Origin of the sequence: Paenarthrobacter sp. UW852 (assembly GCF_024608385.1) — a bacterium.
In the GTDB taxonomy this organism is placed as follows: domain Bacteria; phylum Actinomycetota; class Actinomycetes; order Actinomycetales; family Micrococcaceae; genus Arthrobacter.
In genome coordinates this window covers 277,738-292,255 of sequence record NZ_JAMSGY010000004.1, presented here as the reverse complement: position 1 = coordinate 292,255, position 14,518 = coordinate 277,738, and the positions used below count along the sequence as shown (strand labels likewise).

Here is a 14,518-nt window from a genome sequence, read left to right as displayed (position 1 = left end):
CGTTAGGTACACAACCATGCTCAAACCACTCCGCGGGATCACCGTGATCGACCTCAGCCGGGCACTCGCCGGGCCCTATTGCACGGCACTCCTGGCTGACATGGGCGCCAGGATCATCAAGGTGGAAAGCGTCAACGGCGGTGACACCGCCCGGCAATGGCCGCCATTCCAGGACGGCCACAGCCTCTATTTCGACTCCGTCAATCGCAACAAGGCATCTGTGTGCCTGGACTTCTATTCTGCCGAGGGTCGCGACATCCTCGCCGGCTTGATCGCCGATGCCGATGTCCTGGTGGAGAACTTCAAACCCGGGACCCTGGACAAGATGGGCTTCACTGCCGCGCGACTCGAGGAACTCAACCCGGACCTCGTGCTGGGGTCCGTCAGCGGGTTCGGGAACACCGGGCCCCTCAAGGACGACGCGGGGCTGGACCAGGTCATCCAGGGAATGTCGGGGCTGATGTCCGTCACAGGGCCCGGTCCCGGGGAACCATATCGTGTGGGTCTTCCGATCGTGGACATCACTTCCGGGATGGTTTGTGCGTTCGGCATCGTCTCCGCGCTGCTCGGCGCCCGGAACGGCGAACGGCCCGGCCGGGTGTCCACCTCACTGCTGGAAACCGCACTGAACCTGTCCGCGTTCCAAGGACAGAAAGCCCTAAGCCTCGGCGAAGCAGCCACCCCGCAAGGTAACAACCACCCCGTCATCGCGCCTTACGGCACGTTTGCCACCGCCACGGAATCCATCAACATCGCCGTGGGAAGCGACAAGCAATGGCGGGCGTTCTGCATGCTGATCGGCGTTCCCTCCGCGCTGGAGGATCCCCGGTTCGCCACCGGAGCGGATCGTTCGGCCAACCGCGATCAGCTGACAGAACTCATTGAGTCCTCGCTTGCCACCAGGCCCGCTTCCGAGTGGGTTCCGCTGATCAGCCAAGCCGGTATCCCTTGCGGGCCCATCTTCAACTACACGCAGGCGCTGGCTACTGAGCAAGTGGCCGCGTTGAAGCTCGTTCAGCGCCGCCAGCGACGGGACGGTTCCGAACTCCCCCTCCTGCGCGGGCCGCTGAGCCTGGACGGCGAGGCGAGCGAAATCCATACGCCGCCGCCGCTTCTTGGCGAGCACACAGCGGAGGTTCTGTTGGAACGTGGAATGACGCACGACGACGTGTCCCGGCTTGAGCGAGAAGGTCGCGTTGTGTGCGGGCCGGCATTCCGGACTTCCGCGGACGCGGGAGCACGCTCATGAGCATCGCTTCCGAGGTGCGCACCGGCCGCCTTTCCGTTTCAGTTGCCGGCGGTGTGGCGACAGTGGAGATCTCCAACCTTGCCCAACGCAACGCCCTGACCAAAGCCATGTGCCTGGAGTTCCAGGAACTCATGCCCCGTTTGGACGCCGATCCTGATGTTTCAGTAGTGGTGTTGCGCGGTGCCGGGGACACGTTTTGCGCCGGTGCGTCCATCAGCGAACTCTCCTCCGTCCTCACCGACCCACAACCCGATGGCTCCACGGTGGACCATCTCAGCCGGGCCGATTCCGCCATTGCTTCCGTAGCGAAGCCGACAGCGGCCTTGGTGGACGGCGCGTGCATGGGTGGCGGCTGGCAGATTGCAGCAGCGTGCGACTTCGTCATCGCCAACGAACGCGCCGTCATTGGGCTGACCCCGGCGAAGATCGGCATCATCTATCCCCGTCCCGGCTTGGAACGGTTGGTGCGGCTGGTGGGTCACGCCAACGCAAAGTACATCCTCCTCACGGGACGGACGTTCAGCGCTACTGAAGCCAAGGCGCTTGGCCTGGTGGCCGACGTCGTTCCCTCGGAGTCCTTTGAAGAGAAGTGCGCAGCACTGATCAACACGCTGCGCAGCCGGTCCCGTTTCTCCATGCACGCGATGAAGCGGCTGGTGGATTGTGAGGGGTCAGCGGGTGAACCGGTGGTGGACCAGGAATGGGCCGATGCCTGGGCTGCGATGCCTGCCAGCCCGGACATGGAGATCGGCATCAGCGCTTTTCTGAACCGCAAGCAACCCCGGTTCCAGTGGCGGCCCATGGGGTGATCTGCGCCGCATCGCGGGACAATCCCTCCCCTCGTTTCGTTGGACAGGAAACGAGGGGAGGCCTCATGCTCATTGTTCTGACGGGAATTGACGGTTCAGGAAAGACGACGGCGGCCCGCGCCTTGGTCGACTCGGCCCGCGCCGCCGGACGCGACGCCGTGCTACTCAGCAACCACGCCGGCCGCAGGCATTTGTCGCTTCTTTCCGAAAGATTCGGCTGGCATCTGCAGCCTTGGTTTGCCGATTTTGTTGAGACCTTCATTCGAGTTTTCAACGTGCTGGTAAATCACGCCCGCGCCTCGTCTGCCGCTCGAAAGTTCGACGGGCTGGTGGTGATGGACCGCCACCTCCACTGCCAACTCGCGTTGCGCCAGGCCAACGGATTGGGTCGCGGCCGTTTGATTCCGTGGCTGCTGGGGAAGCTTCCCGCTCCGGACCTCATGTTCCACTTCGACGTCGATCCGCGGGTTGCCCACGAGCGGGTCCTGGCGCGCGGCACCGACAAGGAATCCCTCGCCGACCTGGAGGCTTTCCGGGCGGCATACCGATCGCTCTCGGAATTCAATGACTTCGTAGTGGTGGACGCGAACGGTATGCCCGAGGACGCACTGGTCCAGGTCACCCGGGCGATGGCCGCAGTCGAGCCGGCTTGGCTATCATGATTCCCGCGGGCGCATCAGGGGTGGATTGAGAACCGCGCGGGTGGGTTGGCCCGCCGTCGGGCGCGCCGCGGGGGCGAGCCGGAAAAGCGCAGCCGGCCTGCCGGCGTCGCCCGCTGTCATTCGGCCGGTTTCCTCGAGGAATCCGGGCGTCCCTGTCGCCTTCCGGTGAAAATTCCGCGGGTCCAGGCGAGTGCCCCAGACCGCCTCATAGACGGCGCGAAGCTGTGCGATGGTGAACTCCTCGCCGCAGAAGGCCGCCCCGAGGGGTGAATATTCCAGCTTGGACTTGGCCCGCTCCAACGCGTCGTTGAGGATTTGCGCATGGTCGAACGCCAGCTCAAGCGTGCCATCCTGGATTTCCCGAACCGGGTACCAAGCCGCTTTCTCGGCGTCGCTGCCTGCCGCCAATACGGGAAAGTCCGGCGCCAGCAGCAGATGTGCGACCGTCAGGATATCGCCACGCGGATCGCGGCCTTTCGGCCCATAGCTCCCCAATTGTTCGAGGTGCCCGGGCAGACGCTCGACGCCGGTCTCCTCCGCGAGCTCCCGGGCCGCCGCTTCCAGCAAGTCCTCCCCCGCCAGAACGAAGCCACCGGGAAGCGCCAGTTTGCCACGAAATGGCTCGATGAGTCGGGTGATCAGCAGGGCGTTCAGCACGCCATCGCGCACGGTGAGGGCGACGACGTCGACGGTCACCGGGAAGCGCTGGGGCGCCGGGTGGGATTCAGGCATGCATCAATCGTAGGTAATTATCGTCATGTTGACAATAATGCTGTGCCGGCCCTACAGTCGAGTTATCGTCAAATTGACGAGAAGAAATGAAGGAGCAAACATCATGGCAACCATCAAGCGCTACCCCTGGATCAGCCACTTCCTCGGCAGCCCCACCGGCTACGTCGTGCACCTGCAGACGGGTGCAGTCAAGCACCAAGGAGTGGGCCAGGCGTTCTTCTTCCGGCCCGCCAACTCAGTACTCAGCGAGGTGCCCGTGGACGACCAGGAGCTCCCCACTCTTTTCCACGCCATCACCCGCGACCACCAGGACGTCAGTGTCCAGGCGAATGTGACCTACCGCTTCATCGACCCCGTGGCTGTTTCCACCCGCCTGGACTTTGGCTTGCAGACCGCCGGCAAGGCGCCGGCCACCGGACGCGAGCAAGTGTCCACCATCATCGGCCAGCTCTGCCAAAGCCACGCGATCGACCAGATCGCCACCACAACGCTCGCCGAAGCGCTTGAACGCGGAGTCAGCCAACTCCGACTGGTGCTCACCGACGCATTGCGGGCCGATGCACGTCTCCAGTCCACCGGTATTGAGATCCTCGGTGTCCAGGTCCTCGCCGTTCGCCCCGAGTCCGATGTGGAGCGCGCCTTGCAGACCCCGGTGCGCGAACAACTCCAGGCCGAAGCGGACCGGGCGGTTTACGAAAGGCGAGCGGTCGCCGTCGAACGTGAACGCACCATTTCCGAGAACGAGATGGCCAGCCAGATCGAACTGGCCGTCCGCCGCGAGAACCTCGTGGCCCAAGAGGGCGCCAACGCACGCCGTGCCGCCGAGGAAAAAGCCGCCGCAGGGCTCATCGAAGCCCAGGCATCAGCGGAGCGAAATGGCATCGGCGCGGCTGCGGAAGCAAACCAGATCCGCCTGGTTGGCGAAGCTGCCGCGGCCCGTGAATCCGCCACAATGGAGGTGTACCGCGGCATGGAACAAGCCACCCTGCTGGCCCTCGCGCTCAAGGACGCCGCCGGCAGCCTCCCGAACATCGGGAATCTCACCATCACCCCGGACCTGCTCAGCGGAGCACTCGCCGGGCTGTTCAAGGAACCCGCAGCCACCTCCGAAATCACCAAGTAAGGACCCACCATGGCAACCCCGCGCATCGTCATTGTCCACCGGAGGACGGAGCTCCAGGAACTGCTGGACCGGCACGCCACCCGCGGCCAGGCCGAGTTCTTCCTCAGCACCCGGGGCCGCAGCATCCAGGACGTGCAGGACCGGCACGACCGTCTAGCCAACGCCCTGGCAACTATCAGGGCTTCCGTACCGTCGGATTGGCGCCAAGCCGAAGTGGAACGCGCCGACCTCAGCCGCTTTCTGCTGACCGCCGAGGACATCATCGCCGTGGTGGGGCAGGACGGATTGGTGGCGAACGTGGCCAAATACCTGAATGGCCAGCCGGTCATCGGCGTCGATCCCGAACCCGGCGCCAACCCCGGCGTCCTGGTCCGCCACACACCGGCGGCCGCCGCCGCGCTGCTGGGCACCGGGAACGTTGAGCGGCTGCGCTGCCAGGACCTCACCACCGTGACAGCAATGCTCGACGACGGTCAGCAGCTTTCGGCGCTCAACGAGGTTTTCGTCGGGCACGCCTCGCATCAATCAGCGAAATACACCCTCTCTGTACCCAGTTTCACCCAAGCAGGAGGACAGACGGAGCGGCAGTCGTCGTCGGGCCTTATTGTCTCCACCGGCACGGGCGCCACGGGCTGGTGCGCATCGATCGCTTTGGAGCGCGGCGGACGTGCCTTGCCGGCGCCCACTGATCCACGGCTTGCCTGGTTCGTGCGGGAAGCGTGGCCGTCCCCGGTTACGGGTGCTTCGCTCACCGAAGGGGTACTGGAAGCCGGCGAGGTCCTCCGGATCACCGTGGCATCCGACCAGTTGGTGGTGTTCGGGGACGGGATGGAAGACGACCGGTTGACGGCGTCCTGGGGGCAGGAGATCACGGTTCAGCTGGGACAGCGGCCGCTGCGGCTGGTTGTTTGAGCAGCAGCGTTGTCTCAAAGGTTTGGGGCGACCAGGCGGCACAGGATCCTGGCAGCACAAGCGGGCGATTTTCCACTGATCGTCGCAACAGGAGTGCTGTGAACTTTCATGGTCCACGGGCCGCGTGAAGATCCCCCGCTACTTGCAAGGCGGACGTGTAGCGTTTAGGGCAGTTTTGCGGGCGGGTCTTACGGAAATCGGGAAGCCCTGAACGCAGGGAGTGCCGACGCGCGCCGAGTGAGCCTGAACGGCGGCCGGTGGAGGACCGGCTTACGGACACGACCAAATGCGCCTTTTCCTTGGACGACTGATGTATTTTCAGCCAAGGATCGACACCCGAGACTCTCATCAGGCGACCAGAGGATTGAGACGCCATGCGTATGCCAGCACCAAACGACCTCGCCCAAGCGCCGCTATGGGAGATCTACATCATCGCCCAGACTGTGGCGGCCATGCGCGGTCTGATCCCGAAACATGCCCTCGCGGTCGGTGTGGAGATCCACGGCGTCAAGGTCAAGCTGCGGTTCCAGCTCTCGAAGGTCACTGAAGAAGACAAAACTGATATGGACGACATCCTTAGCGAGATGGAGGCCTACGTCGGTCAAGACGTGGAAGTTGAGTCCGCCTACGAGATTCGAAAGGAACGTCGAGTCCTACCGGATGGAACAGACAACCTGTATTCAGTTTTCATCTCCCGGATTGACGAGACACCGTGTGAGTGACCCACAATGTCGCCTTCGGGAGCTGCGCCTATCTGGGCCGACTCAGCTCATCGGCAGAACATATTCGGCTGCCCGCTAGCCGATCCCTTAACGGGCAGTCGTGCGGGAGCTCCTGCTACCGCGCGTAGTCCGATAGCATAGCTCCCAACTAGCCGGCGATGGCGTTGGACTGGCTATCAAGAATCTCCGGAAGGCAGCGCTCAACGATGGTTGGAAAACCTGCACGCCCTGGGTGGTGGCGCCGCGGTGAGTTGAAACCCCGTTTGCTTTTGCTAGGCGTCATCCTGGGGGTGGCTGGATCGGCCGTCTATTTCTTCAGTTTGGGGTGGGGTAGGCCAATAAGGCTTGGGGAGCTCCTATGGGCTCTGTTCGCCTTGTTCTTCATCACGCTAGCCACAGCAGCTCTCGGACTTCTCGTTGCCGGAATCGTCGATGTCTTTGAGCGCTTAGTGCCAGAATCGTCATCCCGATCGAGGCGTGCGATGTTCACAGGTGTTGCAGCCCTGATATCTACATCCGTCGCGACCTTTACCTTCTTCAGTGTTCTTCCCTTGGTACTGCATGCGGATCGCTGGGTGACGGCTGCTGCCACCGGAATTCTCGGAGGCGCCGCATTTGCCGCGCTTTCCTACTGGCACTCCGAAGAGGCATGACCGCTGAAACAGCGCCCGGTTAAGGATCGCCATCCGGGCGGATCGCCTGCGGGGAAGAACAGGATCGGGTAGAAACTGTCACAATCACCTTCCCGACCAAACCGGTACGGTGGTGTGAAAGCACCTTGAGGTGGATTGGAATGAGATGGGGAAGCAGCCGGAATTCAAGGGAGGGCTCGCTCTCCCCGGAAAGTTCAGGGCAGGCACGCCTTGGATCCTTCTCGTGCCGACAAAGGAGCAGCTGGAGTTCCGGGCGCGGCATGGGTTAGGCAGGTTCTTCGGCCCATGGAGACAGGAACGGGATGACGTCCGTCTGGTTTACCGGACGATGAGGGGTCTAGATACTTTTCACGGTCTGGGATTCCTGCGGCGGGACGGAACCTGGTGGACATTCTCGACCTATCACCCCAACGAGGTACTGGATTGTCTTGAGCAGCTTGGCTACCCGATGGATCCCAGAACGCGTCAAGGGCAAGGCCGATTCTTTGCCAGGTGAGTCGCCCCCAATTACGCCCGGTAATGGATCGGCTTACGGGCGCGTTCGGCACGAACAACCTGGCCCTTAAAGCCCTGGGGGTCTTTGGGACTCCGGAGGCCCAAACTGTTGCCTCTACTCCGCTGCGCCACGTTTTGCGCTTCTAAGATCGTGGTTCCAGCCGTTCCGCCGTAGTCTTTGCGTTCTTGACTATCTGCAGGAACTCGTCCCGGGAAAGGTACGGTTCACCAGAACGCCGGATGACGCGCCCTAGATAAGGGTCCCGCTGTTCCAATTTTCTATTCCCGAATCTTTGCGTTGTATAGCCAGCTTGCTGCTCAGCTCGTTCCCGCCTTCCAACGCTACCGATGAGAACGATTAGCGGCAGCAACGTTAGACCGATTGCAACCATCAAAAGCGTCGTAAACCAAGACTGGGGTGCACCCGACACGCTGCACACAAACGTTATCGCGAGCACGGCCAGCGCTGCCGTTGTGCTTCGATATCGCCACAATAGAAGCTCGTAGGCCGTCACGCCAGACAGGAGCTGACGCTCTGGAAAATCGCTTACCAAGTTAGTGCTCCGTATCCATTTCCGAGGACGCTGCTGAGCGCCGCAGTGGTCATGGGGTCTGGGCGGTCACCGAAACTTGCCCAAGCCACAATTACTGCAACCACGATAATCACCAGCACTAGAGCAGCGATACGAGTTCCGCGAGGCTTCATACACGCAGACTAACCGGCATCGGACCCTATCGGGCGTGTCCGTTGGGCCACCGGCTTACGGGCACGGAATTTGACAATGGTCCCTTGACTCGGACCGCCGAGTCACCCAAAGGAACCCTGCTACTCCGAGAGGTCCTCTCCTTCGGCTTCATATTGCTGCGCAAGGGTCTCCCCTCGCGGTGCTAGACGCAGCCAAAAGCCTTCACCCATTGGTCGCCACTCTAGAGCGTCGAGTGCCATCTCCGACCGGATAACCCATGTTTCTGACGGGGGCGCCCAATCCTCAAACCCCGTCTCCCCGAGCTCTCCAGGCACCAGGAGTCCCTCCGAGTAAACGGAATGGAGAACCTCCAGAATTACCTGCTTCGTATCTGGGGCAATTGTGCCGCTAGTTCCCCACCACACGACGTTATGCAAGGAAACCCAATCGGCTAAACCTGATACGAGTAGCTTACGGATGACTTCGTCTTTGCTCGTCACTTCACTCATGGCGGACGCTCTACCTGTGACTCGGTAGTTGTGTTCGTCCAGTCTCGTAATGAAGGACGCTGTTGTTTTGCAGCGTGAACAGTTTGTCGGCGACGTCCTGGGACAAGGGTTCGCTGCAGGATATGGCCAAGAACCGCGGTGACATGACATCGACGATGCACCCGAGCCTGGCAAGATCAGTGGCCAACGGCTGCCAGGAATTGGGCTCATCCGAGTTCAGCAGGGCTCTGAAAGTGAAGTTAAGAGCGTCGTGGTTCAAGCCCGTGGCAACGAGGGCATTCTCTTCTGATCGCATCACGTTTACCCGGTCGCCAAAGTTGATGTTGTAGAGATAGGCAGGCACCGCGAGAACAGTCGCAGTACCGTCTGTTTCGACGCGTCCGCGCAATCCTTCCCACATTTGCTCAGCGCCTGGTTCCGGGGGTAGCGCAAACCATATCGTCTCTGGTGCTTCTAAGGCTTCGGGAAGAGGCTGCAGCGAGCCGTCAAGCCAGTGTGCCACCACGCTGGGGTGTTGCCGATAATCAGTCACCAGCTGAGACTACCGAACGAAGGTCTGCAAGAAGTCCTGTCGCGTTGATGCGTAGCTGGAAGGCGTCCGCTCAAGGATCCCCTATCGAACGCAGAAGCGTGTCCGTTGGGCCACCGGCTTACGGGCGGAGCTGAGACGATGGTGACCTTAGGCGGAGATCCGTCAGAATTTTCCGGTAGATTCTGCATTGCGGCTTATGTTGCCGCCCAAGCAGAGGTTGATATGGGAATTTTTCGGCGCAAGGGCAATCCGGCCCCAGCACATCCGATTAGCGCTTTCTGGGAATGGTGGGCCGCTGAGGGAAGAGACCGCTTCGGCACCGCCGTGCAGACCGGAGAGGGGGACGATCTTCCCAGCGTCATGACCCAGCAACTCGCCAATGTGCATCCTGACTTGGCCTGGGACACGGGTCGCGGTCATCGCTCGGACCATCTTCTGGTTGTCAGCGCTGAGGGTGATGCTGCGTTACGCAGAGTCGCCGAACAATGGCTGCGCGCCGCCCCTTCCGCTGACGAGGTTTGGGACTTCGCCTCCGCCCGTCAGCCCGTGCCCGGCGTTATCGAGAATGTCTTGGACATCAACGGCACTAAGTTCCCGCTCGGGGACATCCGGTTCGGCCTAAGCGTGGATGACCAGCGTGAAAGTATCGACGTCGAGGTTTACCACCCTCTGTTCGGTCAAATGCCAGGGGATGAACCACTGCGGGTCTCCTTCTTGTTTCTTGACTGGCTTCTGGGCGAAGACGGCGTCGAACGGTGGGTGGGAGCTATCAACACAACCACCAGCTCCGATGTAGCCACCGCTTCAGCAACTGATCTCGTCGAAGCCATCAACAGGATGACTGCAGAAGCACAACCGGACAACTGGGCCTTTCTGCAGGGCACGACGCCAGCAGGCGAGCGGATGGTTGTCCTGACCCGTAGGCCGCTACGGTGGATCGATTACCCGCTCTTTGACCTCCATACTAAGGTGAGCCTCGCGTATGCAGACCGACGGGACGATGGGTTGCCCACCGAAACCGCTTTGAACCGTCTCCGCCAAATCGAGGACAACATCACTGCGGCACTCGGGCCGCGAGGGATCCTAGTGGCCCATGAAACAGCGGCTGGAAGCAGAGTGCTCCACTATTACACTGATTCCGACGACCAGAACGGACATGCGTCTGTCGAAGCAGCTGCCCGCTTAGTTGACGCTGCCACTACACAAGTACCCGATCCTGGATGGACGGATCTGCGCCAATTCTCATAGGAGCCAAGGTGCTCCGTCCAACAGACCCAGCCCTGCACGTCCTTTGCCGCAGAGCGCCTCGCAAGTACAGGTTTTCGGGGCACCTGCCCACAGTCGAAATTGTTTGTGGAACGCCGCGCCTGGGGCCTTTGGAGATGAATGTGGTGTTTTCACAGCGCTATTTGGCACATCCCTCAGCCCGGAAGGGGATCCTTCAACAGGACGGCGGGCTGCCGCTTAGGATCGGTCTATGGAAGCCTCCACAGCTCTTTCACGACACTACTGCTGGTCTTCGTTGCCGTCGCGACCGATTGGACCACGGTCCGTGATCGCCCGTGATGCTTGAAGTCCCCGGGGGCAAGCAGGTGAACACGCCTTACTCGGTCGGCTGCGAAGTGGAATTGGCAGCGACCGTAGACGGCGGGCTAGCGGGGCCAATGCCAACACCGACCCCATCGCTTCTGCTGGTCTTCGCCAACCTCGACGGAGACTCTGCCGCTACGGAAGTTCAGATTGGTGCGATGATCAGCGGTCCGAGTGCACTCGTTCCGGGAACGCGGGGAAAGGCCCAACTCGCATTCTGGGCTGAAATCGCTCAAATTTATGCGACTCCTGACGTTGCGTTCAAGCTCTGGTATGACGGGAGAATAGTGGGATTCGGAACGGTCACGTCGTATAGACCTCAGACGAGCACATGATCCGCGGGCGAGGGACGCCCGGTGAAGGATCGGCTTACGGGCGAGGCTGAGTGAACCAGAGTGGGCTCATAAAATCCCTATTGGTGGCGCTTTTTTCTCATATTGGCGCAACGCCTTTACGTCGGCCCTTGCCGGTGTCGATCTTTACGCCCAGTCTGGCTGTGGGGGCACTGGCACGAGCATCTGGGTGAGCCGTTCGGGCATGATCTCGGCGAATTGATCTTCTTCGTGGGGGTTCGGCACCGCCATGAGTTCGGCGGGGACCCATTGGGCGGCTTCGGGCCAACGTTCGATGATTTGATCGCGGTCCAACGGTTCGTCTCCGAATCGGTGCAGCAAACCTTCTGGATGATCCTCAATTGTGCCGCGCAGGTGGGGGCGGACGAGGCTGGTGTAGATCGGGGAGAACCAGACCATCCATGTCGGATGGGCGGTGAGGCCCTGCCAGCGGCCCCATGCCGTCTTTTGATAGTAGTTGTGAATCGGTGACGGAAGCGACCACAGAGTGCGCCCTGTCCATTCCCATCGTCCTGGGTCGACCTCGGCTGTTGCATAAAAGCTGCGAAGCTCGAGGGCGACAGCAACAAAGAACCGTTTGAATGTGGACTGCCACTGCGGATCCTCGAGAACGTCACGGTGAATCATGAGTGATACGGACTGTATGTCGCCCTGACGGACAGGGCGGTCCTGATTCCAATTGCCGCCGAACACGCCACTAAAGCTTGTGCTCGTGACTGGGAAGGTCCCGACAGTCGAGACGTGGTTATCCTCAGCAAAGAACTGTGTGAACGCCTGGTCGCCGTCCCGAGCTAGGTTGCCCTGAAGGGGCTCATAGCTGCCGAAGCGCTTGGGTACTGCCTCAGGCAAGTACTGCCTCGCGAGATCGAGGTAGCGCTGGGGGAAGTCATCCCGGACTTCATTTATGAGGTGGTACCAGCGGACTTCAACCATGTCGATGGTGGTTCTAGGTTCGGGTTTGGCCGCCCCGCGGGTGCTGGTCTTGGGCCAGACTTCTTCGGCCTGGAGGTCCTGCGCCGCCCCGTTGCCTTCCTTTGCCATGCGCTTGCTGAACCTGACCGCATGTGGGATGGATATCGGGTCGGTGCCTTCAACCATGATGCTGTACATGACAGCTGCACCCAGGACGGCTGCTGTCACTTCCTGAGGAATATCCTCCGGCTCCACGAGGGAGGGTCCTTCAAGCGTAAAGCAGTACGCGGCTTTCTTGCCGCGGAGTATGTGCCAGTTTCGAGGCTCATCAGTGCTACCGCCGGCACTTTCCTCCAACTGCAGTCCCGGTGATGCGGACACGAGCCGGCTTACGGCTTCTAGGTCAAGGGCTGCTGGCACATACACGTTGAGGTCATAAGACATGAGCACAGGCTAAATGTGTTTGTTTCTCCATCAAAACCTGACCAGCAAGTTTCCGGGACAACTGTTTTCCTGAAGCGCGTCCGGTAAGGGATCCCTATACGGGACAGCTAAAAGGGCCCTACCGCGATACTCATGCTGGCTCCGCTACGTTTTGCGCTCGTGGAACGTGGTCCGATCCGGCAGCAGGGGCGCAATACAGCGCGAACTTCTCAGATGCGTTGGACCATTTCAGGAGGGCCCGAGGACCGCTGCTATTCTCCTCAGCGGCGAAAAGCACATCGTCGAAGAGGAGCGCCCAAATTCGTGGGCGATGGAGCGAATACACGCCCAAACCAGCAGCCGGTCCACGATGAAGATGCGTTCATCTTCGGGCAGATGGCGGCCGGATACGGCCGCCGGTACAGACATACTGGGTCGCGGATCCAACCACTGCTCTATCAAACCTTGAACCTCGCCGCGTCCAAGCGGCCAGCGCGCCTCTTCTCGACCTAGCCGTTCGGGCCGATCTTCCGCTTACGGCGCGTCGAACTAAGCACGTAAGCGACACCTCAGTCAGTAGGTGTTGCAACGTCGGTTAGAAACCGCCGGGCACAAAGGTCGGCTATGGTAGGCACACCTGTCCAAATTGAGACCAATGGGGGTCACATGGAATTTGCAGAACGCCTGTCTGCGCTGGCGGCTAAAGTACGTCAGCAGCGTGGGGTCATCGAAACTGAAGAGGCTACGAAGAACGCATTCGTGATGCCGTTCATCTCGTCCATCCTTGGCTACGACGTGTTCAATCCTCTCGAAGTCGTCCCGGAATTCACCGCGGACGTCGGCGTCAAGAAGGGTGAGAAGGTTGACTATGCCATCGTGAAAGACGGCGAGATCCAGATTCTGATCGAATGCAAGAAGTCGATAGAGCCCGTCAAGATCGAACATGCGTCTCAGCTGTTCCGGTATTTTGCTGTAACTAACGCCAGGATAGCGATTCTCACCAACGGAGAAACGTATCAGTTCTTCACTGACCTCGATGCTCCAAACCGGATGGATGCAAAACCGTTCCTCGTCCTGGACCTGAACGACATTGATGAGTCCTTGCTGCCGGAACTGCAAAAACTCTCCAAAGATGTCTTCGATCTCGACTCCATCATTAACGCTGCTGGCGAACTGAAGTACATCGGCGAGCTCAAGCGGACGCTCGCCGCACAGTTTCGGGAACCCGAAGACGAATGGGTAAAGTTCCTCACCGCCCGCGTCTACCCCGGACCCTACACGCAGCGCGTGCGGGAGCAGTTCACCGCGCTTGTAGGTAAGGCCACCAAACAATTCCTCAATGACCAAGTCAACGAGCGGCTCAAGAAAGCTCTGGGCGCTCAGGCATACACGACCAGTGACGACGTTGCTACTGCAGCAGTCGCTAGTCAGCCCGTGGCCGAGGCCGACCTAGCTGAAGCAGACGCCATCGAAACGACACTTGAAGAGATCGAAGGCTACCAAATTGTCCGTGCCATTGTTTGCAGCGAAGTGAAGCCGAGCCGAGTGGCACAGCGCGACGCCAAGTCGTACTTCGCAGTCCTTCTGGATGACAACAACCGCAAGCCCATAGCCCGACTTCATTTCAACCGTTCTCAGAAGTACATAGGCCTCTTTGATGAGAATAAAGAAGAGACACGGGTTCCGATCAGTTCATTGGAAGAGATTTACGAGCACACGGAAGCCCTGCGTGCCAGCGTGAAGAGCTACCTCTCAAACTCCGCATCCTAAACCTGGCCGCTCAGCGTCGGTCTGGAAATCCGCCGACGAGTCGCCCACCGGCGCTGAGCATCTGGGATCGACACTCACAGCACAGTCAGTTGATCCACTGCTGTACGGAAGTCGGTATGTACCTGAGAACGCTGAGAAGGGCCCACGTCGCGATTCCGTAGCCCATTGCCAACCCGGCCAGGGCTAAAGCCCGCCCCTTCTGGTGCTTCAGTTTGATCTGGTTCAGTGAAACGTGCCCGGCGCCCACAGCGAAAGTGGCCAGGACACCGAGGCCGAACACCCAAATACCAACAAAAGCCAGGCCGCCAAGAGCCAGGGCTACGATCGCCAGTTTGTTTACTGTTTGGCTGGAAAGCGGTACTTGCGTTGTTGATGAACTCACAATT

Annotated in this window: 12 protein-coding genes; 8 read left to right on the top strand and 4 right to left on the bottom strand. The window is 60.5% G+C overall.

Annotated features, from left to right (window positions below; translation table 11 throughout):
- Positions 1 to 16: 16 nt before the first annotated feature.
- The 3 genes from NEK97_RS09570 (at position 17) to NEK97_RS09560 (ending at position 2,720) form a co-directional block, all read left to right on the top strand.
- Positions 17 to 1,249, top strand: coding sequence for a CaiB/BaiF CoA-transferase family protein (locus NEK97_RS09570; protein ID WP_257369621.1), 1,233 nt, complete (start codon positions 17 to 19; stop codon positions 1,247 to 1,249).
- Positions 1,246 to 2,058, top strand: a complete 813-nt coding sequence (locus NEK97_RS09565; RefSeq protein WP_257369620.1) for an enoyl-CoA hydratase/isomerase family protein — start codon at positions 1,246 to 1,248, stop codon at positions 2,056 to 2,058. The genes NEK97_RS09570 and NEK97_RS09565 overlap by 4 nt, the downstream gene beginning before the upstream one ends.
- Before the next feature lie 65 nt (positions 2,059 to 2,123).
- Entirely contained in the window at positions 2,124 to 2,720 is a 597-nt protein-coding gene (locus NEK97_RS09560) for an AAA family ATPase (protein WP_257369618.1), read from the top strand.
- Here NEK97_RS09560 and NEK97_RS09555 read toward each other — a convergent pair.
- The gene (locus NEK97_RS09555; protein WP_257369617.1) at positions 2,715 to 3,452 is read right to left on the bottom strand and encodes an NUDIX domain-containing protein; all 738 of its coding nucleotides are present in this window, start codon (positions 3,450 to 3,452) and stop codon (positions 2,715 to 2,717) included. The two genes, NEK97_RS09560 and NEK97_RS09555, sit on opposite strands and share 6 nt — an antisense overlap.
- Before the next feature lie 103 nt (positions 3,453 to 3,555).
- Between NEK97_RS09555 and NEK97_RS09550 the strand changes: the two genes are divergently transcribed.
- From NEK97_RS09550 to NEK97_RS09540, 3 genes are all read left to right on the top strand, one after another.
- Entirely contained in the window at positions 3,556 to 4,575 is a 1,020-nt protein-coding gene (locus NEK97_RS09550) for an SPFH domain-containing protein (protein ID WP_257369615.1), read from the top strand.
- 9 nt (positions 4,576 to 4,584) lie between these two features.
- Positions 4,585 to 5,487 (top strand): hypothetical protein, encoded by a 903-nt coding sequence (locus NEK97_RS09545; protein ID WP_257369614.1) that lies wholly within the window; start codon positions 4,585 to 4,587, stop codon positions 5,485 to 5,487.
- Between the two features lie 374 nt (positions 5,488 to 5,861).
- Positions 5,862 to 6,209, top strand: a complete 348-nt coding sequence (locus NEK97_RS09540; protein WP_257369613.1) for a hypothetical protein — start codon at positions 5,862 to 5,864, stop codon at positions 6,207 to 6,209.
- A 2,353-nt stretch (positions 6,210 to 8,562) separates the two neighbouring features.
- On the opposite strand, the gene NEK97_RS09535 is transcribed toward NEK97_RS09540, so the two are convergent.
- Positions 8,563 to 9,084: a DUF4265 domain-containing protein gene (locus NEK97_RS09535; protein WP_257369612.1), complete on the bottom strand. Its 522-nt coding sequence runs from the start codon at positions 9,082 to 9,084 to the stop codon at positions 8,563 to 8,565.
- 138 nt (positions 9,085 to 9,222) lie between these two features.
- On the opposite strand from NEK97_RS09535, the gene NEK97_RS09530 reads away from it, so the two are divergent.
- Positions 9,223 to 10,332: a DUF695 domain-containing protein gene (locus NEK97_RS09530; protein WP_257369610.1), complete on the top strand. Its 1,110-nt coding sequence runs from the start codon at positions 9,223 to 9,225 to the stop codon at positions 10,330 to 10,332.
- Between the two features lie 821 nt (positions 10,333 to 11,153).
- Here NEK97_RS09530 and NEK97_RS09525 read toward each other — a convergent pair.
- Positions 11,154 to 12,383: a hypothetical protein gene (locus tag NEK97_RS09525; protein WP_257369608.1), complete on the bottom strand. Its 1,230-nt coding sequence runs from the start codon at positions 12,381 to 12,383 to the stop codon at positions 11,154 to 11,156.
- Positions 12,384 to 13,028: 645 nt separating this feature from the next.
- Here NEK97_RS09525 and NEK97_RS09520 point away from each other — a divergent pair.
- Complete coding sequence (locus NEK97_RS09520; protein ID WP_257369607.1) at positions 13,029 to 14,132, top strand: type I restriction endonuclease; 1,104 nt, start codon at positions 13,029 to 13,031, stop codon at positions 14,130 to 14,132.
- 85 nt (positions 14,133 to 14,217) lie between these two features.
- On the opposite strand, the gene NEK97_RS09515 is transcribed toward NEK97_RS09520, so the two are convergent.
- Positions 14,218 to 14,514 carry a DUF4190 domain-containing protein gene (locus tag NEK97_RS09515; RefSeq protein WP_257369606.1) on the bottom strand — a complete coding sequence of 99 codons (297 nt, stop codon included), beginning with the start codon at positions 14,512 to 14,514 and terminating at the stop codon, positions 14,218 to 14,220.
- Between the last annotated feature and the right edge of the window lie 4 nt (positions 14,515 to 14,518).

Bases quoted from the DNA above. Each gene is read 5' to 3' on its own strand.
- NEK97_RS09570 (WP_257369621.1), top strand. From the start codon at position 17: ATGCTCAAACCACTCCGCGGGATCACCGTGATCGACCTCAGCCGGGCA.
- NEK97_RS09565 (WP_257369620.1), top strand. From the start codon at position 1,246: ATGAGCATCGCTTCCGAGGTGCGCACCGGCCGCCTTTCCGTTTCAGTT.
- NEK97_RS09560 (WP_257369618.1), top strand. From the start codon at position 2,124: ATGCTCATTGTTCTGACGGGAATTGACGGTTCAGGAAAGACGACGGCG.
- NEK97_RS09555 (WP_257369617.1), bottom strand. From the start codon at position 3,452: ATGCCTGAATCCCACCCGGCGCCCCAGCGCTTCCCGGTGACCGTCGAC.
- NEK97_RS09550 (WP_257369615.1), top strand. From the start codon at position 3,556: ATGGCAACCATCAAGCGCTACCCCTGGATCAGCCACTTCCTCGGCAGC.
- NEK97_RS09545 (WP_257369614.1), top strand. From the start codon at position 4,585: ATGGCAACCCCGCGCATCGTCATTGTCCACCGGAGGACGGAGCTCCAG.
- NEK97_RS09540 (WP_257369613.1), top strand. From the start codon at position 5,862: ATGCGTATGCCAGCACCAAACGACCTCGCCCAAGCGCCGCTATGGGAG.
- NEK97_RS09530 (WP_257369610.1), top strand. From the start codon at position 9,223: ATGGTGACCTTAGGCGGAGATCCGTCAGAATTTTCCGGTAGATTCTGC.
- NEK97_RS09525 (WP_257369608.1), bottom strand. From the start codon at position 12,383: ATGTCTTATGACCTCAACGTGTATGTGCCAGCAGCCCTTGACCTAGAA.
- NEK97_RS09520 (WP_257369607.1), top strand. From the start codon at position 13,029: ATGGAATTTGCAGAACGCCTGTCTGCGCTGGCGGCTAAAGTACGTCAG.